This window comes from Nonomuraea rubra (assembly GCF_014207985.1).
Classification (GTDB): Bacteria; Actinomycetota; Actinomycetes; order Streptosporangiales; family Streptosporangiaceae; genus Nonomuraea; species Nonomuraea rubra.
In genome coordinates this window covers 11,916,780-11,942,168 of record NZ_JACHMI010000001.1, presented here as the reverse complement: position 1 = coordinate 11,942,168, position 25,389 = coordinate 11,916,780, and the positions used below count along the sequence as shown (strand labels likewise).

Annotated in this window: 24 protein-coding genes; 13 read left to right on the top strand and 11 right to left on the bottom strand. The window is 70.0% G+C overall.

Annotated elements, in window-relative coordinates:
* Positions 1-48: 48 nt before the first annotated feature.
* The 9 genes from HD593_RS55135 to HD593_RS55100 all read right to left on the bottom strand — a co-directional run bounded on the left by HD593_RS55135 (position 49) and on the right by HD593_RS55100 (position 9,097).
* Complete coding sequence (locus tag HD593_RS55135) at positions 49-1,044, bottom strand: GNAT family N-acetyltransferase (RefSeq protein WP_185110800.1); 996 nt, start codon at positions 1,042-1,044, stop codon at positions 49-51.
* Positions 1,041-1,943, bottom strand: a complete 903-nt coding sequence (locus HD593_RS55130; RefSeq protein ID WP_185110799.1) for a glycosyltransferase family 2 protein — start codon at positions 1,941-1,943, stop codon at positions 1,041-1,043. Before HD593_RS55130 ends, HD593_RS55135 begins: the two co-directional genes overlap by 4 nt.
* Positions 1,943-2,602: a polysaccharide deacetylase family protein gene (locus HD593_RS55125; RefSeq protein WP_185110798.1), complete on the bottom strand. Its 660-nt coding sequence runs from the start codon at positions 2,600-2,602 to the stop codon at positions 1,943-1,945. The genes HD593_RS55130 and HD593_RS55125 overlap by 1 nt, the downstream gene beginning before the upstream one ends.
* Before the next feature lie 55 nt (positions 2,603-2,657).
* Positions 2,658-3,539, bottom strand: a complete 882-nt coding sequence (locus HD593_RS55120) for an NAD-dependent epimerase/dehydratase family protein (RefSeq protein ID WP_185110797.1) — start codon at positions 3,537-3,539, stop codon at positions 2,658-2,660.
* A gap of 11 nt (positions 3,540-3,550) precedes the next feature.
* Positions 3,551-4,468 (bottom strand): hypothetical protein, encoded by a 918-nt coding sequence (locus HD593_RS55115; protein ID WP_185110796.1) that lies wholly within the window; start codon positions 4,466-4,468, stop codon positions 3,551-3,553.
* 20 nt (positions 4,469-4,488) lie between these two features.
* Positions 4,489-5,535, bottom strand: a complete 1,047-nt coding sequence (locus HD593_RS55110; protein WP_185110795.1) for a 2-oxoacid:ferredoxin oxidoreductase subunit beta — start codon at positions 5,533-5,535, stop codon at positions 4,489-4,491.
* Complete coding sequence (locus HD593_RS55105; protein WP_185110794.1) at positions 5,528-7,372, bottom strand: 2-oxoacid:acceptor oxidoreductase subunit alpha; 1,845 nt, start codon at positions 7,370-7,372, stop codon at positions 5,528-5,530. The genes HD593_RS55110 and HD593_RS55105 overlap by 8 nt, the downstream gene beginning before the upstream one ends.
* Before the next feature lie 126 nt (positions 7,373-7,498).
* Entirely contained in the window at positions 7,499-7,588 is a 90-nt protein-coding gene (locus HD593_RS65505; protein ID WP_350669203.1) for a putative leader peptide, read from the bottom strand.
* A gap of 33 nt (positions 7,589-7,621) precedes the next feature.
* Entirely contained in the window at positions 7,622-9,097 is a 1,476-nt protein-coding gene (locus tag HD593_RS55100) for a polysaccharide deacetylase family protein (protein ID WP_185110793.1), read from the bottom strand.
* A 109-nt stretch (positions 9,098-9,206) separates the two neighbouring features.
* Between HD593_RS55100 and HD593_RS55095 the strand changes: the two genes are divergently transcribed.
* The 6 genes from HD593_RS55095 (at position 9,207) to HD593_RS55070 (ending at position 14,783) form a co-directional block, all read left to right on the top strand.
* On the top strand, positions 9,207-9,578 hold the full coding sequence (locus HD593_RS55095) for an NADH-quinone oxidoreductase subunit A (RefSeq protein WP_185110792.1): 372 nt from the start codon (positions 9,207-9,209) through the stop codon (positions 9,576-9,578).
* A 35-nt stretch (positions 9,579-9,613) separates the two neighbouring features.
* Positions 9,614-11,044: a M48 family metallopeptidase gene (locus HD593_RS55090; protein WP_185110791.1), complete on the top strand. Its 1,431-nt coding sequence runs from the start codon at positions 9,614-9,616 to the stop codon at positions 11,042-11,044.
* A gap of 274 nt (positions 11,045-11,318) precedes the next feature.
* Complete coding sequence (locus HD593_RS55085) at positions 11,319-11,822, top strand: NADH-quinone oxidoreductase subunit B (protein ID WP_246547254.1); 504 nt, start codon at positions 11,319-11,321, stop codon at positions 11,820-11,822.
* Positions 11,819-12,664 carry an NADH-quinone oxidoreductase subunit C gene (locus tag HD593_RS64900; RefSeq protein ID WP_312904378.1) on the top strand — a complete coding sequence of 282 codons (846 nt, stop codon included), beginning with the start codon at positions 11,819-11,821 and terminating at the stop codon, positions 12,662-12,664. The genes HD593_RS55085 and HD593_RS64900 overlap by 4 nt, the downstream gene beginning before the upstream one ends.
* Positions 12,657-13,598, top strand: a complete 942-nt coding sequence (gene nuoH / locus HD593_RS55075) for an NADH-quinone oxidoreductase subunit NuoH (RefSeq protein ID WP_185110789.1) — start codon at positions 12,657-12,659, stop codon at positions 13,596-13,598. The genes HD593_RS64900 and nuoH overlap by 8 nt, the downstream gene beginning before the upstream one ends.
* 780 nt (positions 13,599-14,378) lie before the next feature.
* A complete protein-coding gene (locus tag HD593_RS55070) occupies positions 14,379-14,783 on the top strand; it encodes a hypothetical protein (RefSeq protein ID WP_185110788.1) in 405 nt (134 codons plus the stop codon).
* Between the two features lie 53 nt (positions 14,784-14,836).
* On the opposite strand, the gene HD593_RS55065 is transcribed toward HD593_RS55070, so the two are convergent.
* Positions 14,837-16,009: a serine/threonine-protein kinase gene (locus HD593_RS55065; protein ID WP_185110787.1), complete on the bottom strand. Its 1,173-nt coding sequence runs from the start codon at positions 16,007-16,009 to the stop codon at positions 14,837-14,839.
* 152 nt (positions 16,010-16,161) lie between these two features.
* On the opposite strand from HD593_RS55065, the gene HD593_RS55060 reads away from it, so the two are divergent.
* The 7 genes from HD593_RS55060 (at position 16,162) to htpX (ending at position 24,641) form a co-directional block, all read left to right on the top strand.
* Positions 16,162-17,280 carry a NuoI/complex I 23 kDa subunit family protein gene (locus tag HD593_RS55060; protein ID WP_185110786.1) on the top strand — a complete coding sequence of 373 codons (1,119 nt, stop codon included), beginning with the start codon at positions 16,162-16,164 and terminating at the stop codon, positions 17,278-17,280.
* On the top strand, positions 17,277-17,963 hold the full coding sequence (locus tag HD593_RS55055) for an NADH-quinone oxidoreductase subunit J family protein (RefSeq protein ID WP_185110785.1): 687 nt from the start codon (positions 17,277-17,279) through the stop codon (positions 17,961-17,963). Before HD593_RS55060 ends, HD593_RS55055 begins: the two co-directional genes overlap by 4 nt.
* On the top strand, positions 17,963-18,439 hold the full coding sequence (gene nuoK, locus HD593_RS65615) for an NADH-quinone oxidoreductase subunit NuoK (RefSeq protein ID WP_312904377.1): 477 nt from the start codon (positions 17,963-17,965) through the stop codon (positions 18,437-18,439). Before HD593_RS55055 ends, nuoK begins: the two co-directional genes overlap by 1 nt.
* Positions 18,436-20,337 (top strand): NADH-quinone oxidoreductase subunit 5 family protein, encoded by a 1,902-nt coding sequence (locus tag HD593_RS55045; protein ID WP_185110784.1) that lies wholly within the window; start codon positions 18,436-18,438, stop codon positions 20,335-20,337. Before nuoK ends, HD593_RS55045 begins: the two co-directional genes overlap by 4 nt.
* Positions 20,337-21,977, top strand: a complete 1,641-nt coding sequence (locus tag HD593_RS55040; protein WP_185112687.1) for a complex I subunit 4 family protein — start codon at positions 20,337-20,339, stop codon at positions 21,975-21,977. Before HD593_RS55045 ends, HD593_RS55040 begins: the two co-directional genes overlap by 1 nt.
* Positions 21,974-23,476, top strand: a complete 1,503-nt coding sequence (locus HD593_RS55035) for an NADH-quinone oxidoreductase subunit N (RefSeq protein ID WP_185110783.1) — start codon at positions 21,974-21,976, stop codon at positions 23,474-23,476. The genes HD593_RS55040 and HD593_RS55035 overlap by 4 nt, the downstream gene beginning before the upstream one ends.
* Positions 23,477-23,789: 313 nt before the next feature.
* Complete coding sequence (gene htpX, locus HD593_RS55030; RefSeq protein ID WP_185110782.1) at positions 23,790-24,641, top strand: zinc metalloprotease HtpX; 852 nt, start codon at positions 23,790-23,792, stop codon at positions 24,639-24,641.
* A 6-nt stretch (positions 24,642-24,647) separates the two neighbouring features.
* Here the strand turns inward: htpX and HD593_RS64890 are convergent, their stop codons facing one another.
* Entirely contained in the window at positions 24,648-25,118 is a 471-nt protein-coding gene (locus tag HD593_RS64890; protein WP_185110781.1) for an NUDIX hydrolase, read from the bottom strand.
* Positions 25,119-25,389: the final 271 nt, after the last annotated feature.

The window sequence follows — 25,389 nt, the reverse complement described above, 5'->3', positions numbered from 1 at the left end:
TGATTCCCCCCGCCTCCAAGGGATATGTCGGGCATGCGTATTGGAACGTTACCGACTTCTTGGTAAACGTCCTTTCCTTGCCGTCGCCCTGGCCCGGGCGACGGCGGCCGCCGCGGCCCGGCGCAGCGGATTGCGGGTCACGATGCCCTGGCACACCACGCTCTCGCCGGTCTTGGCCCGCCGCTTGTACTCGTCCTCGCCCCGGCCCAGATCGATCCGGGAGACCCCGAGCGCCGGGGACGCGGCGACCAGCTCGCGCAGCAGGATCCAGCCGGGCGACAGCTTCGCCAGCTCCGGGTCGTAGACCGGGAACCACCAGTGCAGCACCCCGCCGGACCGCAGCCCGAAGTGCGCCGCCAGCAGGTGCGGCCCCGCGTGCACCGTGGACAGCACGCCGCCGAAGGCCGGGTCGCGGGTCTTCAGCAGGCTCTCCATCAGCCGGACGCGCTCCGGCTCGGCGAAGTAGTCCTGCGCGCCGGTCGCGGCGTACTGGGCACGCTTGAGCTCGATCACCCGCGCCAGCGCGCCCACGTCCGTCGAGTCGGCCTCGAAGCGCAGCCCGCCCAGCTCCCGCCCGGCCCTGGCGGCCCGCCGCCTGGCCTGCCCCATGTTGTCCCTGCCGCTCTTGGAGGCCCGGCCCAGATAGCCTTCCAGCCCGCCGGTGACGTCCAGGTACGGCGACGGCCTGCGCGAGACCACCCACCGCTCGAACCCGGGCGCCTGCTCCACCAGATGGTCGAACGCGTAGCCGCCGGCCCCGTTCCCCAGCAGCTCCAGCGGCCGGAACGGGGTGCCTTCGGCCAGGATCGGCCCCTGGAAGTCCGCGCCGGGCCAGCCGACCGGCCGCAGCAGCCGCCCGTCCCTGTGGTGCGGCACGAACACGCCGTCGCCCACCGCCACGTGCACCGTCCGGCCGCTCGCGTGCACGGCCGCCGAGAAACCCGGATGGAAGTACGGGCTGTCCAGCGCCGGGTTGCCGGCCCGCACCTCCTCCCAGGAGTCCAGCTCGCCCGCCGTGAGCGCGTCGAAGCTCCTGATCCTCATTGGGGCAGCACCGTGACCCGCCGGGAGGGCCGCACCAGCGCCGCCACGCTGGCCCTGGACGTACGCCGGCCGGCCAGCGCCCGCACGGCCTCACCGGCCAGCACGGCCAGGTAGTACGCCGTCCCCCGCACCGGCCCGTGCCGCCGCCGGTACAGGCGGACCTTGTTCACCACGAGCATGGACGCCAGCATCGGATTCACCCCCGAGTCGCCGCCGATGTGCTCGATCACCGACGCGGGCTCGTACCAGGTGGCGTAGCCCAGATCGGCGGCCCGCAGGCAGAAGTCCGTCTCCTCGCTGTAGAGCAGGAACGACTCGTCCCACGGCCCCACCTCGCGGATGACCAGGGGCGAGAGCAGCATGGCCGCCCCCGTCGCCCAGGCGTACGCGCCCGGCTCCGCGTAGTCGCGCGGATCGGTCACCAGCTCGCCCAGCGTGCCGATCCGCCCGGCCAGCCCGCCGCCCACCACGGCCTCGACCAGCGCCCGCCCCACAGTCGGCATCCGGCGCAGCGACGGCTGCAACGTGCCGTCGGGATTGACCATGTACGGCACCGCGATGCCCCTGCCCGGCTCCCGCAAGGCGTCCAGCAGCGGCACGATCGCCCCCGGGCGCAGGCGGCAGTCCGGGTTGAGCACGTAGACGCCGTCGAGCCGGTCCAGGTCGAGCGCGGCGATCCCGGCGTTGACCGCCGCCGCGTACCCGGCGTTCCTGCCCACCTGCACCACGGTGGCTCCGGCCTTCTCCGCGATGGCGGCGGAGTCGTCCTTGGAGGCGTTGTCCGCCACCACGACCCCGGCCAGCTCCACGCCCCGCGCCCCCTCGGGCAGCGAGTCGAGGCAGCCGGGCAGCACGTCGGCGCTGTTGTAGGTGACGATGACGACCGCGGCCCTGCGCATCAACGCACCCGCTTGTACAGCCGCATGCCCAGCTTGCCCGCCCGGCGGCCGAGCGAGGGCCCGTCCAGCACCCGGCCGATCCAGGACGCGTCGAGGTCGTGCCTGAGGCTGTTGCGCGCCTGCAGCCAGGAGCCGGGCCTGGCCCTGCCGCCGTCACTGGTGTAGGCCCTGGTCACGCCGGCATGGCGTAACCGGCGCAGCACGCCCCTGTCGTACGAGCCGAACGGGATCGCCACCCGCGACACCGGCTCGCCGGTGAGCTCGCCGAGCACCTCGTGCGCCCGCTCCAGCTCCTCGGTGGCCTGGCCCTCGGTGATCGTCCGCCAGTCGCGGTGCGCCCAGCCGTGCGAGCCGATCCGCATGCCCTTGCCGGCCAGCTCGCGCACGCCGTCGGCGTCCAGCCTGCCCGGCTCGCCGAGCAGCCCGGCCAGCACGAAGAACTCCGCCTTCAGCCCGCGCTCCAGCAGCCGGGGGAGTGCGATCTCCACGTCGGAGGCGTTGCCGTCGTCGAACGTGATGCGCACGTCCGGCCGGCCGGCCACCGCGTCCACCACCCGCTCGAACTGCTCGACCGACACCCACGTCGTGTCCTCGCCCCGCTCCAGCTCCCGGGCCGTCTCTCCGATGCCGTGCACGGTCAGATTCGTCACCGCACGCATCCCGCCCCCTGATCAGAGTGCCGCCAGGAGTGTTATCGCCTTCCGGGATGGACCGTTACACGCGCTTTGAATGCCATTCGACGGTCTTTGTGAGCCCCTCCGTCAGGGACGTGGCCGGCCGCCAGCCCAGGACCCGCGCGGCCGGCTCGATGTCCGAGCGCTGCGTGCCGTCCAGCGGCCTGGCCGCCACGGCCCCGTACACCGGACGGGCCGGGCCGCCGACGAGATCGGCGATCAGGTCCGCGGTGTGGCGGATGGAGACGGGCTCGGGGGTGCCGATGTCCAGCACGTGCCCGGCCGCCTCGCCGCTCGCCCCCGCCCTGACGAACGCGTCCACCACGTCCTCCACGTACACCCAGGTGACGAGCCTGGTGCCGGAGGTCAGCTCGGGCGACTCGCCGCGCAGCAGCGACGTCGTCACGTACGGCACCAGCCTGCGCAGGTTCGGCTCCCCTGGCCCGTAGACCATGGCCACCCGCAGCACCGACACCGGGACCTGCCACAACGCGTGGTACATGCGGGCGTAACCGGTCGCCGCCGCCTTGGCCGCCGCGTACGGCGAGCCGGGCACCGCGCCGTCGCGCGGCTCCTCCACCGAGCCCGCCAGCACCACGCTGCGCACCCCGGTGCCGGTCACCGCCGTCAGCAGGTTCACCGCGGCGCCCAGGTTGGCGGCCAGGGTCGGAGCCACCACCGCCGGCTCGCGGACCCCGGTGACCTCGCTGGCCAGGTGGAAGACCACCTCGGGGCGGACCCGCCCGACCAGCTCGGCCGTGGCCGCGGCGTCGCTCAGGTCCACGCGGTGCCACCGCTCCCGCGCCGTGCTCGCGCGGCTGACCGCGTGCACCTCCGCGCCCAAGTCGTCGAGCCGCCGCACGAGATGGGCTCCGATGAACCCGGTCGCGCCCGTCACCAGGGCCCGCGTCCCCTGCCACATACGGCCTGCCTTCAGTCGTGTTGTTCGGGTGCCGGTATGGGATCGCCCGTGTCGTGCCAGACGTTTCCCTGCGCGCCCCGGAGCTCGGACTGGGTGCTCAGCAGGATCGGGCAGTCGTGCGCCGAGTTGCGCCCGAACCGGTTGCCCGTCACGCGCTGGCCGGTCAGCGGCCGGCCCAGCGGCGTGTGGTCGATGTTGACGACGCAGCCGCCGCCGTCGAGATAGTTGCCCTCCACGTGCAGCTCGTCGGCCGAGGACTGCACGGCCGCGTTCGGGTCCGTCGTGGTGGACAGGTCGATCGTGTTGTGCCGCAGCGTGACGCCCGTCTGGTCGGCGAAGGCCTGCACGCCGTCGTTGTGCGTGGCCTCCCCGCCCTGGTCGGGGTCGCTGGCGAACCAGCTCAGGTCGTGGATCCAGGAGTCCTGGACGAGGGTGCCGGTGTGGGCCTTGACGCCGTCCACCGTGCCGCGGAACTCCGAGCGGTAGATCTTGGTGTGCGCGGCCCAGATGCCGTCGATCGAGGCGGACGGGTGGGTCGGGTAGAACTCGGAGTCCTCGACCACGGTGCCGCGGGCGTGCTCGCTGTCGAGCAGCGGGCGCACGTCCTGGGTGGGGCCGCCGCGGAAGACGCACTTCCTGAACGTCACGTCGCTGGCGGTCACCACGACGAAGCCGTAGAAGACCTTGCCCTCGACGACCTCGCCGTCCGTGGCGAAGGTCTGGTCGCCGGTGACCTCGGTGAGCGGGGTGCCGGGCGGCACGCCGGTCGTGTCAGCGTTGGGAAAGCCCGCCGGGACCTGTGCCTGCGCGGAAGGCGTGGTGGCGGTCTCGGAGGCACGCCCGTCCGGGGTTCCCAGTTGCTGCGCGGCGGCCACGACCAGTGCCAGGGCGGCGACCGCGGCTATGACATACCACCACGTCTTCGCCACCCCGGCATAGTCGCGAAAAATCAGCCAATCCGCCAGGTGTCGCCACCCAGCAGCAGCTCGCTCAGGTCACCGGGGCCCTTCTGCGCTACGGCCTCCTCCAGCTGCTCGGACATCAGCGACTCGTACGAGGGCCGGTCCACGCTGCGGAAGATGCCGATCGGCACGTGCTCGAAGGCCGGCTCGTCGAGCCTGCTGAGCGCGAACGCCACCGACGGGTCGGGGTTGTGCGCGTCGTGCACGAGGATCTGGTCCTCGCTCACGCTGTCGCGGGCCAAGACCTCGACGCCGCCGTTCGCGCCGCGCACGACGGCCTTGGAGGCGCTCACGATCGGCTGGTCGTGCTCCAGGCGCAGCGTGATGTCGTCGCGGACCTCGGGGTCCTTGAGCTGCTCGAAGGCGTTGTCGTTGAAGATGTTGCAGTTCTGGTAGATCTCGACCAGCGACGTGCCGCGGTGCGCGGTGGCCTCGCGCAGCACCGACTGCAGGTGCTTGCGGTCGGAGTCGATGGTGCGGGCCACGAACGACGCCTCGGCGCCGATGGCCAGCGAGATCGGGTTGAACGGCTTGTCCAGCGAGCCCATCGGCGTCGACTTGGTGATCTTGCCGACCTCGGAGGTGGGCGAGTACTGGCCCTTCGTCAGACCGTAGATCCGGTTGTTGAACAGCAGGATGTTCAGGTTGACGTTGCGGCGCAGCGCGTGGATAAGGTGGTTGCCGCCGATCGACAGCGCGTCACCGTCACCGGTGATCACCCACACCGACAGGTCGGGGCGGGACGCGGCCAGCCCGGTCGCGATCGCCGGCGCCCGGCCGTGGATGGAGTGGAAGCCGTAGGTGTTCAGGTAGTACGGGAACCGCGAGGAGCACCCGATGCCGGAGACGAACACGATGTTCTCGCGCTTGAGCCCCAGCTCCGGCAGGAAGCTCTGCACCGCGGCCAGGATGGCGTAGTCACCGCAACCCGGGCACCAGCGCACCTCCTGGTCGGACTTGAAGTCCTTCAGGGTCTGCTTGACGTCCGTCTTGGGAACGAGCGACAGGCCCCTCCCGTTGACAAGCTCAGTCACTGTCGATCACGTCCTGGATGACTCCGGCCAGCTCCTCGGCCTTGAACGGGAGCCCGCGCACACGGTTGTAGCTGATCACGTCCACGAGGTACCTCGCCCGCAGCAGCAGGGCGAGCTGGCCGAGGTTGATCTCGGGCAGCAGCACCTTGTCGTAGCGCTTGAGCACCTCGCCGGTGTTGGCGGGCAGCGGGTTGAGGTGGCGCAGGTGGGCCTGGGCGACCTTGCCGCCCGCGCGCCTGATGCGCCGCGCGGCGGCGGCGATCGGCCCGTACGTCGAGCCCCACCCGAGCACGAGCACCTTCGCGTCACCGTCGGGGTCGTCCACCACGAGGTCGGGGACGTCGATCCCGGCGATCTTGGCGGCCCGCGTGCGGACCATCAGGTCGTGGTTGTTCGGGTCGTAGGAGATGTTGCCGGTGCCGTCGGCCTTCTCGATGCCGCCGATGCGGTGCTCGAGCCCGGGCGTGCCGGGGATGGCCCACGGGCGGGCAAGTGTCTCGGTGTCACGCTGGTAGGGCAGGAAGTCGCCGTCGGCGCCGTTCGGCTCGGCCGTGAACTCCTGCGAAATGTCAGGCAAGTCGGAAACATCGGGCAGGCGCCAGGGCTCCGAGCCGTTGGCCAGGTAACCGTCCGAGAGCAGCATGACCGGCGTGCGGTACTTGACCGCGATCCTGGCCGCCTCCACCGCCGCGTCGAAGCAGTCGCTCGGCGACATCGGCGCCACGATCGGCACCGGCGACTCGCCGTTGCGCCCGAACATGGCCATCAGCAGGTCCGTCTGCTCGGTCTTGGTCGGCATGCCCGTGCTCGGCCCGGCCCGCTGCACGTCCACGACGATCAACGGCAGCTCGGTCATGACCGCCAGGCCGACCGTCTCACCCTTCAGCACCACACCCGGACCGCTCGTCGTCGTCACGCCGAGCGCGCCGCCGAACGCGGCCCCGAGCGCCGCCCCGACGCCGGCGATCTCGTCCTCCGCCTGGAACGTGCGAATCCCGAACCGCTTGTGCTTCGACAACTCGTGCAGGATGTCGCTGGCCGGGGTGATCGGATACGACCCCAGGAACAGCGGCAGCTTCGACTGCACGCTCGCGGCGATCAGACCGTAGGCCAGCGCCTGGTTGCCGGAGATGTTGCGGTAGACGCCCGGTGCCAGCTGCGCCGGCTTGACCTCGTACGAGACCGAGAACGACTCGGTCGTCTCGCCGTAGTTCCAGCCGGCCTGGAAGGCCGCGATGTTCGCCTTGGCGACATCGGGCTTCTTGGCGAACTTCTGCTCCAGGAACCTGATCGTCTGCTCGGTCGGCCGGTGGTAGAGCCACGACAGCAGGCCGAGGGCGAACATGTTCTTCGACCGCTCCGCGTCCTTCTTGGACAGGTCGAAACCCTCGAGCGCCTTGACCGTGAGCGAGGTCAGCGGCACCGCGTGCAGGCGCCACTCGCTCAGCGAGTCGTCCTCCAGCGGGTTGGCGGCGTAGCCGACCTTCTGCAGGTTGCGCTTGGTGAACTCGTCGGTGTTCGCGATGATGTCCGCGCCCCTGGGCAGGTCGCCGAGGTTGGCCTTGAGCGCGGCGGGGTTCATGGCCACGAGCACGTTCGGCGCGTCGCCGGGCGTGAGGATGTCGTGGTCGGCGAAGTGCAACTGGAAACTCGACACGCCGGGCAGGGTGCCTGCGGGCGCGCGGATCTCCGCTGGGAAGTTGGGGAGCGTCGACAGGTCGTTGCCGAACTCCGCCGTGCCGGCAGTGAACCGATCACCGGTCAGCTGCATGCCGTCGCCGGAGTCCCCAGCGAATCTGATGATCACGCGGTCGAGTTGCTGGACCTGCTTCGTCACAGCTCAGTCCTCCTCGACGCGCCAATGCGCGGTTGCTTCGGGCGCGTTCTCTGTTTCCATGCTAGATCCTCGGAAGGTCACGCGTTTGCATGCCGCGCAAAGCGGGTAAACGCGGTCGGAGTTCAGTCAGGGTGAGGTGCGAGAACGACGACACAGTCCGGACGCGAGCCTGCAGAGGTCTACATGCAGGCGGGCGAACAGGACGGTTCGGGTCACGAGCGCCAACTATACGTCCCCCCAACACGTGCGCTACGTCAGGGGCTGCTTACCCGGCAGCTCGTTCCCTGACCTGTACAGGCGTCCGGCCTGCATCCCCGCAGAGCCGTACAACTCAGGAACGGTGACGAAGCTGTAACCCTTCCCGCGCAACCTTTTGAGGATGTCCGGAACCGCATCCACGGTTTCCCGATGAATGTCGTGCATGAGAATGATCGCACCTGGATGCGCTTCACGCACGGTCCGGTCGGCGATGTCTTTCGCCTTGCCGCCGTTCTGGTCGTTCGCGTCGACGTCCCAGGTGACCAGGGACAACCCCATCTCGCGGGCGACGTTGCCCACCTGCTGGCTCACCGCCCCGTACGGCGGCCGCACCAGCTTCGGCGTCTGCCCGATGATCGCCGACACCGCGTCCCCGGTCTTGGCGAGGGTCTCGGTGATTTTGCTGCTGCCCTGTTTCGACAGGTCCCTATGGGCCCAGGTGTGGTTCCCGACGAGATGGCCCTCCACGCTCATCCGCCGCAGCAGCGCCGGCTGTGCCATCGCGTTGCTGCCCACGGTGAAGAACGTGGCCCGCGCCCGCCCCTCCTTCAGCAGGTCGAGCAGCCTGCCCGTGTACGGCCCCGGCCCGTCGTCGAACGTCAGCGCCACGCACTTGACCTTCGCGCAGTCCACGCTCCCCGCCCGGTTGCTGACGGCGTCGGGGCTGTTCGCGAGGGCGAAGTCCGGGCTGACCGCACCTTGGACGCGATTCTCCCGCGCGCTCTCCTGCGCCTGCCGCCCCAGCTTCGACAGCAACGGTGCCACCTGCCCGGCCGGCACCGCCACGGCCACCCGGCCCAGCGAGCACGGCCCGACCTGGCAGTCGTCGAACTCGACGACGAGGTCCCCGTGCCGGTTGAACGCCATCGAGTCGAACGCGCCGCCCTCGTCCGTCACCTCGTCGCGCTCGACCTGGTTCCCGCGCTCCTTGAGCTGATCCCTGACCAGCGCCGTCAGCCGGGCCAGCGCGGCGTGCCCGTCCAGCAGCCCGGTGGAGCCGGTCGCCTCGCCGGTGCGCGGGTCGAACCAGAACGTACGCGTGGAGTTGGCCCAGCGCTGACCCTCGAACTCGCCGGTACGCAGCCGCACCGCGACGGCCTCGGGGGAGGCGGCGGCGAGTTGCCAGTCCACGTTCAGCTCGGGGCGCGGGCTCACGGGCTCGACCTCGCGGTTCCTGGCCCGGAAGTCACGCAGCTGCCGCTCGGCCTGGGCGTGCAGCTCGCGGTTGAGCGCGGTGGCGCCGGCGAACTCGGGGTAGTCGATGTGCACGTACCTGCTGCCCGGGGCGTCGCCCTCGGTCAGGGTCCTGGTGGACAGGCCGATGACGGTCGCGGGGTCGACGAAGTCGATCGCCGTCGGCTCTGCCGGAACCACGACGTCCCTCGCGGGGGACGCGGCGGCCAGAGCGCACCCTGAGGCCGAGAGGGCCAGCAGAGCGATTCCGGAGAAGAATCGCGATTTGTGCATGCCTGTCAGGGTATGGCTCCGATCTTACGATTTACCCCGATTTTGTGTGATAGCTCCGGACACTTTGACCACACTGGGTACTTCGAGGGGGTCGGGTTACCATCGCTTCATGGACGGCTACTACGGGTCGTACGTACTCGTCGCCGCGCTCCTCGCCCTCGGCGTCGCCATCGTGGCCGGCGCCCTGTTCGCCAACCGCCTCCTCCGCCCGAGCCGCCCCACCCCGGAGAAGCTGACCACGTACGAGTGCGGGGTCGATCCCGTGGGGGAGGGCTGGGCGCAGTCGCAGGTGCGCTACTACGTCTTCACCTACCTGTACGTCGTCTTCGCCGTGGACGCCGTCTTCCTGTTCCCCTGGGCCACCGTCTTCGACGCGCCCGGCTACGGCCTGACCACGCTGGTGGAGATGTTCGTGTTCCTGGGGTTCATCGCGCTGGGCATCCTGTACGCCTGGCGCAAACGGGTCCTTACCTGGACGTAGTGGCTTGGCCGGGGGGCTGGCTATCTTGCTGTGCCATGCCCGCCTGTCCCGAGTGCCACCACCCGCTCACGTCCGAGCCGCCCTATCCCGAGTGGTGCCCGTCCTGCGACTGGAACGTCGCCCGCCGCCCTTTCATCCCACGGAAGACCCGGTTCGCCCGCTTACAGGCTCGCCTGGTCCGAGGCCTGCACGAGGACGTCCTCCGTTCCCACCACACCACTCCCACCCCTGAGACCGGCCCTTTCCCTCGAACCGCTCCTCCTACCGAGCCTGGGCAGGCCGTCGGCTCCGGCCCCTCCCTCCGAACCGCTCCCCTCCCAGAGACTGGGCAGGCCCTCGACATCGGCCACCTTCCTGAGGCCGAGCGGGCCCTCAATCCCGGCCACGTCACCCAGACCGATCACAAGCGCCCTGCCGCTCCAGCCGGGATCGCCCGCGCCATCGTCTTCACCCTCGCCGTCCTGACCCACCTCCTCACCCCGGCCTTCCTCCTCCTCGGCATCTACCTCCTGACCCGCGGCACCCTCTTCGCCATCCTCCCGGCCCTGGTGGCGCTCGACCTGGCCTGGCTCCTACGCCCCCGCGCCGCCCCCTTCCCACCGGACACCCGCCCCCTCACCCGGGAGACGGCCCCACACCTGTTCGCCCTGCTCGACCGCATCGGCGCCGAGGTAGACGCCCCGCGTACCGACATCGTGGCCATCAGCGGCGAGGTGAACGCCTCATCCCGCACCTACGGCCTGCGCCGCCGCCCCGTGATCGAGATCGGCTACCCGCTGTGGCTGATCCTCACCCCGCAGGAACGCATCGGGCTCCTCGCCCACGAACTGGCCCATTCGAGCAACGGCGACAGCCGTCACGGTTTCGTCGTGGGCAGCGCACTCCACTCCCTCGCCGTACTGCATGACGTGACCCGCTTCGACTGGAGGGAGGGCGACGGTGTGGCCCGCTTCATCGCCGAGTCCCTGCTCGCCATCCTCGGCCTCCCCGTCCGCGGCCTCGTGGCGGCGATGGAGCTCCTGCTGTACCGCTCGTCCCAGCGTGCCGAGTACCGCGCCGACGAACTGGGCGCCCGCGTCGCCGGCGCCCCCGCCATGACCTCCCTCCTGGACGCCCTGAACACCAGAGCGACCTCCGCCGTCGGCTTCCTGCGGACGAGCGCGCACACCACCAAGCCCGAGAACCTGTGGACGGCCCTCCGCACCGCCGTCGACGCCCTGCCCGCCTCGGAACTCGAACGCCGCCGCCGTGCCGCCCGCCTGGAGGAACTCCGGGTGGACAGCACGCATCCGCCCACGTACCTGCGGATGGAGTGGGTGGCCGCGTTGCCGTACGAGCAGGGGCGGGTGCCGGCCACCGACGGCCCGGCGATCGACAAGGAACTCGAATCAGTCGCACTCCAGGTGGCACAGACGCTCAGAGAGAACGCCCAATCGGCCCTCTGGTCACTGACCTCCGCTCAGTGACCAGAGGAGGAGAGTCCGCTCAGTGACCAGAGGAGTCCGCCCAGCGACCAGAGGAGTCCGCCCAGCCACCAGAGGAGTCCGCTCAGCGCGCCACCACTGACCAGCGAGACCGCCCGCCCAACCCCAGCGGAGATCCCACCCCATCCAATCCCACGATTCCTTGATTTCTTCGTTCCTTTGCCTGACCTGTGATCCGCGCAAGAATGGCCATATGGCAGCAACGGATCTCCCGATGCCCACCGTGGGCCCGATCTCACGGTTGGCGCCCAAACCCATGCGTTTCGTCCTCAACTGGGGCCGCCGCTACTCCCTGTGGGTGTTCAACTTCGGGCTGGCCTGCTGCGCCATCGAGTTCATCGCCGCCTCGACGAGCCGCCATGACTTCATCCGCTTCGGCGTGATCCCGTTCGCGAACGGCCCGAGACAGGCCGACCTGATGATCGTCTCAGGAACGGTCACCGACAAGATGGCCCCGGCCGTGAAGCGCCTGTACGAGCAGATGCCCGACCCCAAGTACGTGATCTCGTTCGGCGCCTGCTCCAACACCGGCGGCCCGTACTGGGACTCGTACTGCGTCACCAACGGCGTGGACCAGATCATCCCCGTCGACGTCTACGTCCCGGGCTGCCCACCCCGACCGGAAGCCCTCCTGTACGGCATCACCAAGCTCCAGGAGAAGATCGCCGCCGAGAAGCTCAGCGACCGCTACGTCTGGTCCCGCCCCCACGCGGACCACCCTCAGGACGCGACCCCGAACTCGGACCAGGAGTCGCAGTGACCACCGACAACCCCGGCGACGACCACAACGCACCCACGCCGCCCAGCAACAACGACACCCCCACAAACCCCCCAGAGCCCACCCCCAGCCCCAGCCGCCCCCCAGCCGAAACCCCACCTACCCCGACCGGGACCGGCACCCCGACCGGCGCTGGCACCCCGACCGGGACTGGCACCCCGACCGGGACTGGCACCCCGACCGGGACTGGCACCCCGACCGGGACTGGCACCCCGACCGGGATCGGCACCCCGACCGGGATCGGCACCCCGACCGGGATCGGCACCCCGACCGGGATCGGCACCCCGACATCCATCACCGAGCACTTCGGCGACCGTGCCCAGATCTCCGAGTCCTACGGCGACACGACCATCGACGTCGCCCCCACCGACTGGCTCGACCTGCTCATCTACGTCCGCGACACCCTCGACTTCACCTTCTTCGACTGGCTGACCGGCGTCGACGCCCCGCCGGACTCGTTCGCCATCGTCGTCCACGTCTACAACCCGGCCGCCGGCCGCCGCCTGCTCCTCCGCACCCACGTACCCCGGGAGAACCCGCACCTCCCCACCGCCGTGGACATCTACCGCGGCGCGAACTGGCACGAGCGCGAGACGTACGAGATGTTCGGCGTCATCTTCGACGGCCACCCCAACCTCGTCCCGCTCCTCCTCCCGGACGGCTTCGAGGGCCACCCGCTCCGCAAGGACTTCATCCTGGCCGCCCGGGTGGCCAAGCCCTGGCCGGGCGCCAAGGAGCCGGGCGAGTCAGGCCACGGCGCCCCGAGCCGCCGCAAGACCCTTCCGCCAGGAGTACCAGCCGACTGGGGGCCACCTGATGCTTGAAGTGGTGCTGAGCTTCGTCGTCATCCTCGCCGTCTTCCTGGTCCTCCCCTTGATCGTCGGTCAGACCGAGCACAAGGTGATGGCCCACATGCAGTCGAGGCTCGGCCCCATGTACGCGGGCGGCTTCCACGGCTGGGCGCAGCTCATCGCCGACGGGGTGAAGTTCGCGCAGAAGGAGGACGTCGTCCCGGCCGCGGCCGACCGCCGCATCTTCATGATCGCCCCAGGTGTGGCCCTGATCCCGTACCTGGTCGTCCTGATCGCCATCCCCATCGACCGCGACCGCGTCGCCGTGAACCTCGACCTCGGCCTCTTCTTCGTCCTCGCCGTCATGGGCATCGGCGTCCTGGGCTCGATCATGGCCGGCTGGGCCTCCGCCAACAAGTATTCCGTCCTCGGCGGCATGCGCTCGGCGGCCCAGCTCATGTCGTACGAGCTGCCCCTGGTCCTGTCCGCGTCCTCGGTGGCCATGGCGGCGGGCACCCTGTCGCTCCCCGGGATCGTCGAAGCGTGGCAGTGGTGGTGGCTCCCCTGGCAGGCGATCGGCGCCATCGTCTTCTTCCTGGCCGGCCTCGCCGAACTCCGCCGCCCCCCGTTCGACATGCCGATCGCCGAGTCGGAAATCATCATGGGCCCGATGACCGAGTACACCGGCATGCGCTTCGCCCTCTTCATGCTCTCCGAGTACGCCGGCATCGTCGTCCTGTCGTTCCTGACCACCGTCCTGTTCCTGGGCGGCTGGCAGGGCCCGTTCCTCCCCGGCTGGCTCTGGACGCTCCTGAAGGTCTTCTTCCTCGCCTTCATCGTGATCTGGCTCCGCGTCACGTACCCGCGACTCCGCGAGGACCAGCTCCAGAAACTGGCCTGGGCAGTCCTGGTCCCCCTCGCCCTCGCCCAACTCGCCCTAACCGGCATCGTCAGAGTCCTCACCTGACAGCAGCATCAAGCCGAGCACTCCCCACCAGAAACCCCGCTTCGCCCCGCCTGCCCTTGACCCCAGAACAAGACCCACATCCCTGCCCCGGAACCACCCGCACCTGCCCGCCCACACCACACGTCGGCCCGCACCCCAACCCGCCCTCAGCAACCCAGCATCCCGAGGAACCCTTATGCCCGCCTTATTCGTCGTACCAAAACAAGGGGGCCCTGAGGGGGACGACGAGTGAACCAACTCCGACCATGCGCAGGCGCCACAAAAGACAGCCATCGCCCACAAACAATCCTGACCTCCACCCGCCAATCACTGACGGTCACCGACAATGCCTCGGGTGATTCGATCAGCCTGACACCCGCACGCCTCTACCACTACAGATACGACCACCAGAAATCCGACAGCCAAAAACCATCCACCATCCAAGGCCTCGCAGCCCTGGACCCCGACGGCCTGGTCCTCGTCGACCTACCAGGCGACTGGCACGAAACCGACCTCCAGGAATTCGCCCGCAAGGCCGGAATCCCGTTGGAGGACGCCCGCAACCACCCCTCCAGCAAGATCCGCGCCGCCCTCGCATCACGCGCCCCAGGTTGGCGCCGCGTACGCGGCCTCCCGCTCCCTTCCACCGCCAGATGGCGCAAGCCGCTCGGCATTTGCCTGGCGATCGCAGGCGCCGCCCTGATGGCGTATCTAGCCTCCCTGGGAATGTGGGCAGCCTGGCGAGGCCTGTCCACGATAGGCCGGGTAATTCTCGAACTCATCGAAGTCAAATGGCTCTTGGTGGCCTTCAGCCCAGCGTTACTCCTCCTCCGCCCCGCCCTGGCCAGAGCCCACCGCTGGCGCGTCGGACGCGGCACGATCCTCGGCCCGTACGGCGGCCCGTACCTCCACAGAGGCTCCCTGAACAAGCTGCACATCACGCAGGGCAACCACGTTGTGGCCAAGCTCCGCCTGGGGGAGAGCCCGGGCCAGGTCTTCAGCCTCCTCCTCTACCGGTACGAGGACCTGACCGGCCTGCTCGTCCTCGACCGCTTCGGCCGAACCCTCCACCACCTGCCAGGCCCCTGGTCCCCACCGGACGTGGAGCGGTTCGCGAAACGCCACGACCTCGTCCTGGCCGTACACCGGGTGTCCCGCGAGGAGTACCTCGCCTTCATGAAGAGCGCCGGAGAAGCCACCCCCTGAGCTGCGCACGCATATCGATCACCAGCAGGGCAGCCCGCGGATCCCTGCTCAGCTCAGCGAACGATCGCGAGCATGACATCCGAGGCCGAAGGTCGCTCCTCGGGCTGCTTGTTCAGGCAGGACTTCACGATGCCTCGTAACGCGGGCGGCAACGGCGATAAGTCGGGGTGGAAGGTGAGCACCCGGTGGAACACCGCGGGCACCGTGTCCTCCCCGAACGCCGGCCGTCCCGTGGCCGCGAACATGATCGTCACAGCCCAGCTGAACACGTCCGAAGCCGGCCCCACCGTCGCCCCCGTGAGCTGCTCAGGCGACATGTACGGCGGCGTCCCCACCATCTTCCCCGCCGTCATCGTCACCTGGTCGAGCGCCCGCGCGATGCCGAAGTCGATCACCCGCGGCCCGTCGTGCCCGATCAGCACGTTGCTCGGCTTGAAGTCGCGATGAACGACCCCCGCCTTGTGGATCGCCGCCAGCGCCCCCGCCGTGGACAGCGCCAGCCGCGTCAGGCTGTCCTCGTCACGCGGCCCGTACTTCCTGACGAGCTGCTCCAGCGACGGCCCCTCCACGTACTCGCTGACAATGTACGCGTGCCGCCCCGTGATGTTCACATCGAGCACGCGAGCTGTGGAAAACGTCGCCACTCGCCGCGCCGCCTCCACCTCCCGCGCGAACCTCGCCCGCGCCACCTCGTCCACCAGATCGTGCAGCACCTTCACGGCGACCCGCACCCCGTTGGGCGCCATGGCGAGGTAGACCGACCCCTGCCCGCCACGCCCGAGCTGCTGCAGCACCCGGTAGTGGCCGACCCACTCCGGGTCGCCCGGCCCGCGCTGCTGGCTGGGCGCGGTGGTGCGCTGCCGCAGGTCGACCGGCTGGTACGGGAGCCCCGCCGTGAGCCGGGCACGCGCCATGAACGGCACGAGGATGCCGGAATGGATGAGCCCGCCGAGCCAGCTGGCGAAGAACGCGACCGTGATGAACGCGGACAACGGCCCAGGCATGTCCTCGAAGTCGTCGTACGCCATCACGGCGATGAGGAACGAACCGATGCACACCAGATAAACGGCCGCGGCGACACCGTGCCAGATGTTGCGCAGCCAGAAAGCCGCGATCCCGATGGTGAGCGGGGTCGCCAGACCGCACGTGAACAAGGGCAGGCAGGCCCACACGACGGCGGCCGTCCACCTCAGGCTACTGGGGCGGACGGGATGGCTTTGGTGCATGGCCGAGAGACTATCGCCATGCCGTGGTTCATATCGGGCATGCACACAGGTTGTGGATAACCTCCCGTCAGCCTGTGGATAGCTGTGGAAAAACTGGGGACAACGCGCTGGCTCATTCACGTGCGCGCCCAAGTGCGTCATGATGTTGAACCATGGCGCGGATACCGGGAGTCGGACTGGCGAAGGGGCTGTCCATCACTCTTCGCCACATGCTGCGCAAATCGGTTACGCAGCAGTATCCCGAGGTCAAGCCCGATCTGCCGCCCCGCAGCCGAGGCGTTATCGCCCTGGTTGAGGAGAACTGCACCTCTTGCATGCTCTGTGCCCGAGAGTGCCCCGACTGGTGCATCTACATCGACTCCCACAAGGAGACGATCCCGGCCCCCGAGGGTGGCCGTGCCCGCCAGCGCAACGTCCTCGACCGTTTCGCCATCGACTTCGCCCTGTGCATGTACTGCGGCATCTGCATCGAGGTCTGCCCCTTCGACGCGCTCTTCTGGGCTCCGGAGTTCGAGTACGCGGAAGGCGACATCCGTAACCTCCTCCACGAGAAGGACAAGCTGGCCACCTGGGTGGAAGCCGTCCCACCGCCTCCGGCCCACGACGCCGGCGCCGAGCCTCCGAAGGAGCTGACGGCGGCCCCCCGGCGCCCGGCCGCCGACCGCCCGGCCCGTACGTCTGCAGCTCAGCGCCCCCGCACCGCCGCCCAGACACGCCCGGCTCCCGCCGAGGGTCAGGAACCGGCCACGAGCGCCGGGCCCACCCCGAACGCGCCGACCGGCACAACGCCCCCGGACGCCACGACCGGCGAATCCGCCCCCAGCACGCCGGAAACAGGCACGCCGGAAACGGGCACACCGGAAACGGGCACACCGGAAACAGGCACGCCGTCGCGCCGCCCCCGCCGCCCGATGACGAACGTACGAGGCATCCGCCCTCCAGGCGCCCTCCCGTCCACCGAGCAGCCCCATCCACAAGAAGAGCCATCCGGCGAGGCGCCATCCACAGCGCAACCACCCGGCGAGGCCCGAGACCACGCACCATCCACAACGCAACCGCCCGGCAAGGCGCAGGACCAAGCGTCGTCCACAGCACAACCGCCCGCGGACGAGTCGTCCACAGGCGCGGAGAAATCGCGACCGGAGCCCGGCAACGAGGAGCAGACTTCTGCCCCGAGCCCGCGCCGGCGCAGGATGGCCGATCCACGATCCATCCGACCGCCAGGGCGGCTCGGCCCTGACGACCAGAAGGAGTCCGAGGAGGAGTCGTGACCGAGGCGGTGCCCTCCTACCTGTCACCCACCGGGCAAGAGCTCGTCTTCTTGCTGCTGGGGGCGGTAGCGGTTGGATCGGCGCTGCTTGTCGTCACGACCAGGCAACTGGTCCACGCCGCCCTCTGGCTCGTGGTCTGCTTCGGTGCCCTGGCGGGCGGTTATCTGGTGCTGACCGCCGAGTTCGTGGCCTGGGTGCAGGTGCTCATCTACGTGGGCGCGGTGGTCGTGCTGATGCTGTTCGGCATCATGCTCACGCGCGCCCCCATCGGCCGCTCCACCGACCTCGACAGCGGCAACAGACTGGTCGCGGCCCTGGTGGCGGTGGCGACGGCGGCGATCCTCGTCACGGTGGTGATCGACGGTTTCCGTACGGCCTACGCCCCGCTCACCCCGGGCCAGGGAGCCGCGAAGGAACTCGGCGCCAGCGTGTTCGCCACCTGGGTGCTGCCGTTCGAGGCCCTGTCCGTCCTGCTGCTGGCCGCCCTGATCGGCGCGATCGTCCTGTCCCGTACGGACATCCCAGGCGGCGCGCCATCCCACACCAGCGAGCCGGGCACCAGCCCGCCCCACACCGGCCCGCCACCGCCGGACAACACCCCGCCATCGGCCCGCCCGAACGGCGCCGCACCACCCGACCAGCCGAAGAGCACCACACCACCCGACCAGAGCGGGGGTCATTAGTGCACATCGTCTACCCGGCGGTCGTCTCCGCGCTCCTCTTCTCCATCGGCGTCTACGGCGTGCTCGCCCGGCGCAACACGATCCTCGTGCTGATGTCGGTCGAGCTGATGCTCAACGCCGTCAACCTCAACCTGGTGGCGTTCGACGTGTGGCTCGGCGACCGCCTGCACAGCGGGCAGGTGCTCACCCTGTTCGTCATCGTCATCGCGGCCGCCGAGGTGGGCCTGGGCCTCGCGATCGTGCTGGCGCTGTACAGGAACCGCCGCACGGTGGACCTCGACCAGCTCCGCGACCTGGCGGAACCGGCCGACGACCATGCGGAGACCCCGACCGTGGTACGCCTCCAGCCCGACCCCGCCACCCAGCCCGACCCCGCCACCCAGCCCGGCCCCGCCACCCGGGCGGAGGCCGTCGAGGCCGGCGACCACCGCGACGGCGAGGGCGCCCCAGTCAGACGAGGGGGCGGCACCCGATGACGACCTTCCCGCTGCTGGCCGTGCTCCTGCCCTTCGCCGCCGCCTTCGCGGGCCTTCTGCTCTCCCGCCGAGCACGGATCAGACCCGAGAGCCCGGCGGCCCGCCGGCAGGCGGCGAACACCCGCGCCGCCTGGATCGCCATCCTCCCCACGGCCGCCTCGGCGATCGTGACCGTCGCCCTGGCCTGGACCCCGGGTCTGGCCTACTTCGCCGGCACCGCCATCCCGCCCACGGGCCGCACCTACGGCACGATCGTCACCGGTGGCATCCCGATCGAGCTCACCCTCCAGGCCGACGCACTGTCGAGCGTCATCGGCGTCCTGGTCACCCTCGTGGCCCTCGCTGTCCAGGTCTACTCGGTCGGCTACCTCAAAGACGACCCCCGCTACCCCTCCTACAGCGCCTTCATCAGCCTGTTCACCAGCGCGATGCTGCTGGTCGTGTACGCGGGCGACCTCCTGGTCCTCTACGTCGGCTGGGAGATCATGGGCCTGTGCTCCTACCTCCTCATCAGCCACTGGTGGGAGGACCGGGGCAATTCCCGCGCCGCGGTGAAGGCGTTCCTCGTCACCCGCCTCGGCGACGTCGGCTTCCTGTTCGGCATCTTCGTGCTCGGCCTGGCGGCGGGCAGCTTCCGCATCGCCGACGTGCTGGCGAAGGTGCCCGACATGTCCACGGCCACCCTGGTGACGGCCACGATGCTGCTGCTGGCAGGCGTGGCGGGCAAGAGCGCCCAGGTGCCGCTGCACACCTGGCTCCCCGACGCCATGGCGGGCCCGACGCCGATCAGCGCCCTGATCCACGCCGCCACCATGGTCGCCGCCGGCATCTTCATCGTGGCCAGGCTGTTCCCCGCGTTCCTCGCCGCCCGCCCCACGCTCGACGTGCTGGCCGTCATCGCCGCGCTGGGCATGCTGGGCGCCGCCCTGGCCGCGCTCGCCCAGGACGATCTCAAACGCGTCCTCGCCTACTCCACGGTCAGCCAGCTCGCCTACATGGCAGGCGGACTCGCCGCGGGCTCCGACACCGCGGCCGTCTTCCACCTGCTGACCCACGGCGCGTTCAAGGCGCTGCTGTTCCTCTGCGCGGGCGCGGTGATCCACCACGTCGGCTCCAACCTGATGACCCAGATGGGCGGGCTGCGCCGCGAGCTGCCGGTCACGTTCGTCACGATGACGATCGGGTTCGCCGCCCTGATGGGCATCCCACCGGCCAGCGGTTTCTTCAGCAAGGACGGCGTCCTGCTGGCCATGGACGGCGCGCTGTCCAGCGGGCGCCTCACGGACGCGGCCGCCCTCCTCCTGTACGGCTGCGCGCTCGCGACCGTGGCCGTCACCGGCGCGTACGCCACCAGAGCCTGGCTGCGTACCTTCTTCGGCCAGGCGCGGGCCGTGGCGCTCCCGGAGCCCGAGCCCGGCACCGCCCACGTCGTCGACGTCAGGGAAGCCCCGCGCACGATGCTCGTGCCCGTCATCCTGCTCGCGGCCCCCGCCCTCCTGCTGGGCTTCGCCGGCGAGCCGCATCTCGACGTCGGCGTGGCGCTCGTCAGCGTCGTGCTCGCGGCGATGGGCGCGGGGGCGGTGTACGCGTTCTGGCGCCTCGACCCCGTCGCCGATCCGGCCCGCCTGCTGGGCCCGCTCCGAGCGCCGTGCGAGCGCGCCTTCTACGTCGACACCCTGTACGCCGCCCTGTTCGTCCGTCCCGTGCTCGCCCTGGCCAGGCTCGTCGTCAGGACGGACGACGTGGTCGTGGACGGCGCGGTGCGCGGCTCGGGCACGTCGGCCCGCGGCCTGTCCGGGGTGCTGCGCCTGGCTCAGAACGGCAACGTCCAGCTCTACGTGAGCGGCGTGCTGGCCGGAGTCCTGCTGATCGCGGTGGGGGCGGTGGTGTTCACGTGATGGGCTGGATCCCGGTCGCGCTCCTCGCAGTACCCCTGCTGGGCGCCCTTCTGCTCCTCCTCGCGCCGCGAACGTTCCGGGACGTGCTCCGGACGTACGGACTGATCTTCTCGGGCGTCACGCTGGCACTGAGCCTGATCCTCCTGGCGGCGTTCGACTACGGCGGCCCCGCCCGGATGCAGTTCGAGCTCGACCTGCCCTGGATCCCGGGCCTGGGGCTGCGCCTGCACCTGGGCGTGGACGGCATCTCACTGCCGCTGATCGTGCTGACGACGCTGCTGACGTTCCTGTGCTTCGTCTACCTGTGCTGGGGCGGCGCGCGCGGGACCAGCGGGTTCATGAGCGCCAGGCCGAGGGCGCTGGTGTTCACGCTGCTCGTGCTCGAAGTCGGCATGATCGGCACGTTCCTCGCCCTGGACCTGCTGCTCTTCTTCGTCTTCTTCGAGATCGTCCTCATCCCGATGTACTTCCTGATCGGCATCTGGGGAGGCCAGGGGCGCAGGGCGGCGTCGATCAAGTTCATCCTGTACACGCTGCTCGGCTCGGTCGTCATGCTGCTCGGCCTGCTCCTGGTCTGGGCCCAGACCGGCACGCTCGACATCGAGGCGCTGAGTGCGGCACACGGCGCGGGTATGCCGAGATCCATCCAGATCCTGGCGTTCGTGGCGATCGGCATCGGCCTGGCGGTCAAGACCCCCATGTGGCCGCTGCACACCTGGCTTCCCGACGCGCACACGGAGGCTCCCACCACCGGCTCGGTGCTGCTGGCCGGCGTGCTGCTGAAGATGGGCACGTACGGCTTCGCCAGGATCGCCATCCCCGTCCTGCCCGAGGGCGCGGCGGCGGTGGCGCCATGGCTGGGGGCGTTCGCCGTGGTCGGCATCGTGTACGGCGCCCTGGCCTGCCTGGCCCAGCGCGACCTGAAACGCATGATCGCCTACTCCTCGGTGGGCCACATGGGCTTCGTCCTGCTCGGCTTCGCCACGCTCACACCCGTCGGCATCAACGGCGCCCTGTTCGCCAACGTCGCCCACGGCCTGATCACCGGTCTGCTGTTCTTCCTGGCAGGAGCCATCAAGGACCGCTACCACACCTCGGAGATGCCGGTGCTGGGCGGCGGCATGCTGGCGACGATGCCGCGGCTGGGCTCGGTGCTCACGTTCGCCTCGATCGCGTCGCTGGGGCTGCCCGGGCTGGCCGGGTTCTGGGGGGAGATGCTGGCGCTGTTCGGGGCGTTCCAGCCGGCGGACGGGCTGCCGCGCGGGCTCTTCCTCACGTACATGGTGATCGGGGGGCTGGGCGCGGTGCTGACGGCCGCGTACTTCCTGGTCATGTTGTCACGCGTCACCCACGGCCGGCCCCGAACCGCCACCGCGGATCCCCGCCCGCCCGACGACCTCGTGCCGCTGGACGACCACCTCGTCCACGAGCCCCCCGACGAACGCCCCGTCGTCTCCCTCGATTCGCCGGCCCGGCGCCCGGCCGCCGTGGCGACCCTCGACCCCGATGACATCCAACGCCACGAGCTGCTGGCCTGGACGCCTCTGGTCGTCCTGATCCTGCTGTTCGGCCTCTGGCCCGGCCTCCTGCTGTCGCTGACCACGCCACCCGTACAGACCCTGCTGGGAGTCATCTCATGATCCAGCAGATCGACTACTTCCTGATCGCACCCCCGCTGGTGCTCGCCCTGGCGGCGGGGCTGGTGCTGCTGCTCGACGCGTTCCTCCCCGTACGCCCGCGGACCCGGACCGGGCTGGGCCTCGTCACCCTCGCAGGCATCCTGCTCTCCCTGGGCTTCGTGGTGGCCCAGGCGTTCGGAAACGGCTCGCCGCGGTCGACGTTCTGCGTCCCGCCCGGTCTCGCCGCCGGTCAGGTGCTGTGCTCGTACGTGGTGGACGGGTTCACGCTGGTGTTCGCGGGCATGGTGCTGGCGGCCGCCGTGGTGATCGTCCTGATGTCGATGACCGAGCTCGCGGGCGGCGCCATCCCCGTGGGCGAGTGGTACTTCCTGCTCCTGTGCACCCTCGTCGGCGCGGTGACCCTGCCCGCGTCCCGCGACCTGATCATGCTGGTGGTGGCCCTGGAGCTGGTCTCGCTCCCGGTCTTCGCCCTCACCGCGCTGAAACGTTACGACGGCCGCTCCTCCGAGGCCGCCGTGAAGCTCTTCGTCGTGTCGGTGGTGTCCACGGCGATCATGCTGTTCGGTGTGTCCCTCCTGTACGGCATCGCGGGCTCGGTCTACCTGTCGCGCCTGGGGGAGGTCTTCAACCCGCAGGGGACGGCCGGCGCGGAGCTGCCCGCGGTCGTCACGGTGGGTGTGGTCCTCGTGGCGGCAGGATTCGCGTTCAAGATCGCCGCCGTGCCGTTCCACTCGTGGGCGGCCGACGTCTACCAGGGTGCGCCCATCCCCGTGGCGGCCCTGCTCTCGGTCATCTCGAAGGCGGCCGGGTTCGCCGGGCTGATCCTCGTGCTGGTCAGCGCCCTGTACGGGCAGGCGGGCACCTGGACGCCGATCGTGGCGATCGTGTCGGCGCTGACCATGACCGCGGGCAACCTGCTGGCCATGCGGCAGCGCTCCGCCGTACGCCTGCTGGCCTGGTCGTCGGTGGCGCAGTCGGGCTACATCCTGGCGCCGCTCGCGGTGGCGGCCACGACGCCTGGCGCGGTCGGCACGTCCACCGCCTACCTGGTCATCTACGCCGCCATGAACCTCGGCGCGTTCGCCGTCGTCATGCTCGTGTCCAGAACCACGACCCGCAACGAGCTCGACGACTACCGCGGCCTGGCGCTGCGCCGGCCGGCGGCGGGCATCACGCTCGCGTTCTGCCTCGTCTGCCTGGCGGGTCTGCCGCCGGGGCTGGCCGGGCTGTTCGCCAAGGTCTTCGTGTTCCGGGAGATCGTGGCCGGTGGGGCGGGCTGGCTGGCGGTGGTCATGGCCGTCAACACGGTGATCGGCCTGTACTACTACGCCGTCTGGACGGCCCGCCTCTTCACCCCGGCAGGCCGGGCGGAGCCGTCCCCGTACAGGCCACCGGTGACGGCCTGGCTGGCGGTCGGGCTCGCTCTGGCGGCGGCCGTGCTGTTCTCGATCGCGCCCCAGCTCGTCCTGGACATGACCTCGCTGTCCGCCTCCGGCTGAGAGCCGTACAACCGCCTGAGAGCCGTACAACCGCCTGAAAGCCGCACGACCGGCTGAGAGCCGCTCCACGGGCTTAGAGCCGTACGACGCCTCACCGCGGCCGCGAGACGCCGTGCCGTGGCACGCGAGAGGTCGGGTCGTGGCCCGTACTCGGCCGCACCGCGATTCTCCGACATAAGCGTTTTGGCGGGACGAATCACCCAGGCGCCCGATACGGGAAGTCGCGCTCCGCCCTCAGCTGAGCACACCGGGGAACGAAGCACCGGGTCTTCATCGTTGGACGTGGTGAACCCAGACCACGAGAGGGGGAACCTTGCACCACAACGGTCTGCGCACCGCCATCCTGCTCGGCGGGCTGTCGGCGCTGATCATCACGGTGGGCGCGTGGTTGGGCGGCGGCACCGGTGCGCGGATCGCGTTCGTGCTCGCCCTGGTGAGCAACGGCGTCGCCTACTTCTTCTCCGACCGCATCGCGCTGTCCGCCATGCGCGCCAGACCGGTCAGCGAGGTCGAGCACCCCACCCTCTACCGGATCGTCCGCGAGCTCTCCACGCAGGCCCGGCAGCCGATGCCCCGCCTGTACATCTCGCCGACGGTGCAGCCGAACGCCTTCGCGACGGGCAGAAGCCCCAGGAAGGCCGCGGTGTGCGTCACGTACGGACTGACCCAGCTGCTCAACGAGGACGAACTGCGCGGCGTCATCGGTCATGAGCTCTCCCACGTCTACAACAGGGACATCCTCATCTCCTCCGTGGCCGGCGCGTTCGCCACCATGATCACCTGGCTCAGCTACGTGGCCGTGTTCTTCGGCGGCTCGGACGACGACGAGGGCCCCGGCTTCGTCGGAGCGCTGCTCATGATGGTGCTCGGCCCGGTGGCGGCCACGATGGTGCAGATGGCGATCTCCCGTACGCGCGAGTTCCAGGCCGACGAGTCGGGCGCCAGGCTCACGGGCGACCCGCTGGCACTGGCCTCGGCCCTCCGCAAGATCGAGATGGGCGCCCGCAGGCTGCCGCTCCCGGAGAACAGCCGCCTCACCTCGGCGTCGCACATGATGATCGCGAATCCGTTCAGCGGCTCAGGCTTCGGCCGCCTCTTCTCCACCCACCCGCCCACTTCGGAGCGGGTCGCCCGCCTGGAGCGCATGGCCGGCTACCGCCGCTGACCTCGCCTACCGGGCCTGGTCAGCCTCGGCGATCTTCCGGAGAATGGTCGTGAGATCCGCGGGATGCACGACCTCCGCCGTACTCTCGAGCTCCTCCGAGCTCCACCACCGGTACTCGGTCGTCGTGTCCTTCTCGATCTGCTCCATGTGATCGAACGACACGACCGCGTCATCCACCCGGATCGCGAAGAACGACTGATCCTGTGTGAACGCGTACTGACCCCACTCGAACTCGATCAGTGCCTCGGCATGCGGTCCCGTGAACTCCTCCACCCCCGCCCGGATCCCGACCTCTTCGTACAGCTCGCGCGCCGCCGCCTCCTGCAGCGTCTCGCCATCCTCCACGGCCCCGCCGATCGTGAACCAGAACCGCAGTTCGGGTCGAGCCGGATCGAAGCCATGGAGCAGGAGCACTCGACCTTGCTCGTCAATGGGCAGTACACGTGCCGTGAACCGGCGCAGGGGGATCTTCGTCACGCTAACCGAGCATAAGGTCAAGGCCACCCGCCAGCGCCGCTTCCACGCCGAAGCCACCCGCCGGCGCAACCTCCACGCCGAGCCGCCCGCATCGCGAAGCCGCCCGCGTGTCGCGAAGCCGCCCGCGTGTCGCGAAGCCGCCCGCGTGTCGCGAAGCCGCCCGCGTGTCGCGAAGCCGCCCGCGTGTCGCGAAGCCGCCCGCGTGTCGCGAAGCCGCCCGCGTGTCGCGAAGCCGCCCGCGTGTCGCGAAGCCGCCCGCGTGTCGCGAAGC

Excerpts from the sequence above, each read along its gene's own strand:
- HD593_RS55045 (WP_185110784.1), top strand. The coding sequence starts at position 18,436 with ATGACGACCTTCCCGCTGCTGGCCGTGCTCCTGCCCTTCGCCGCCGCC.
- HD593_RS55130 (WP_185110799.1), bottom strand. The coding sequence starts at position 1,943 with ATGCGCAGGGCCGCGGTCGTCATCGTCACCTACAACAGCGCCGACGTG.
- HD593_RS55065 (WP_185110787.1), bottom strand. The coding sequence starts at position 16,009 with ATGCACCAAAGCCATCCCGTCCGCCCCAGTAGCCTGAGGTGGACGGCC.
- HD593_RS55090 (WP_185110791.1), top strand. The coding sequence starts at position 9,614 with ATGCCCGCCTGTCCCGAGTGCCACCACCCGCTCACGTCCGAGCCGCCC.
- HD593_RS55120 (WP_185110797.1), bottom strand. The coding sequence starts at position 3,539 with ATGTGGCAGGGGACGCGGGCCCTGGTGACGGGCGCGACCGGGTTCATC.
- nuoH (WP_185110789.1), top strand. The coding sequence starts at position 12,657 with ATGCTTGAAGTGGTGCTGAGCTTCGTCGTCATCCTCGCCGTCTTCCTG.
- HD593_RS55035 (WP_185110783.1), top strand. The coding sequence starts at position 21,974 with ATGATCCAGCAGATCGACTACTTCCTGATCGCACCCCCGCTGGTGCTC.
- HD593_RS55095 (WP_185110792.1), top strand. The coding sequence starts at position 9,207 with ATGGACGGCTACTACGGGTCGTACGTACTCGTCGCCGCGCTCCTCGCC.
- HD593_RS55135 (WP_185110800.1), bottom strand. The coding sequence starts at position 1,044 with ATGAGGATCAGGAGCTTCGACGCGCTCACGGCGGGCGAGCTGGACTCC.
- HD593_RS55060 (WP_185110786.1), top strand. The coding sequence starts at position 16,162 with ATGGCGCGGATACCGGGAGTCGGACTGGCGAAGGGGCTGTCCATCACT.
- HD593_RS55125 (WP_185110798.1), bottom strand. The coding sequence starts at position 2,602 with ATGCGTGCGGTGACGAATCTGACCGTGCACGGCATCGGAGAGACGGCC.
- HD593_RS55040 (WP_185112687.1), top strand. The coding sequence starts at position 20,337 with ATGGGCTGGATCCCGGTCGCGCTCCTCGCAGTACCCCTGCTGGGCGCC.
- HD593_RS55085 (WP_246547254.1), top strand. The coding sequence starts at position 11,319 with ATGCGTTTCGTCCTCAACTGGGGCCGCCGCTACTCCCTGTGGGTGTTC.
- HD593_RS55100 (WP_185110793.1), bottom strand. The coding sequence starts at position 9,097 with ATGCACAAATCGCGATTCTTCTCCGGAATCGCTCTGCTGGCCCTCTCG.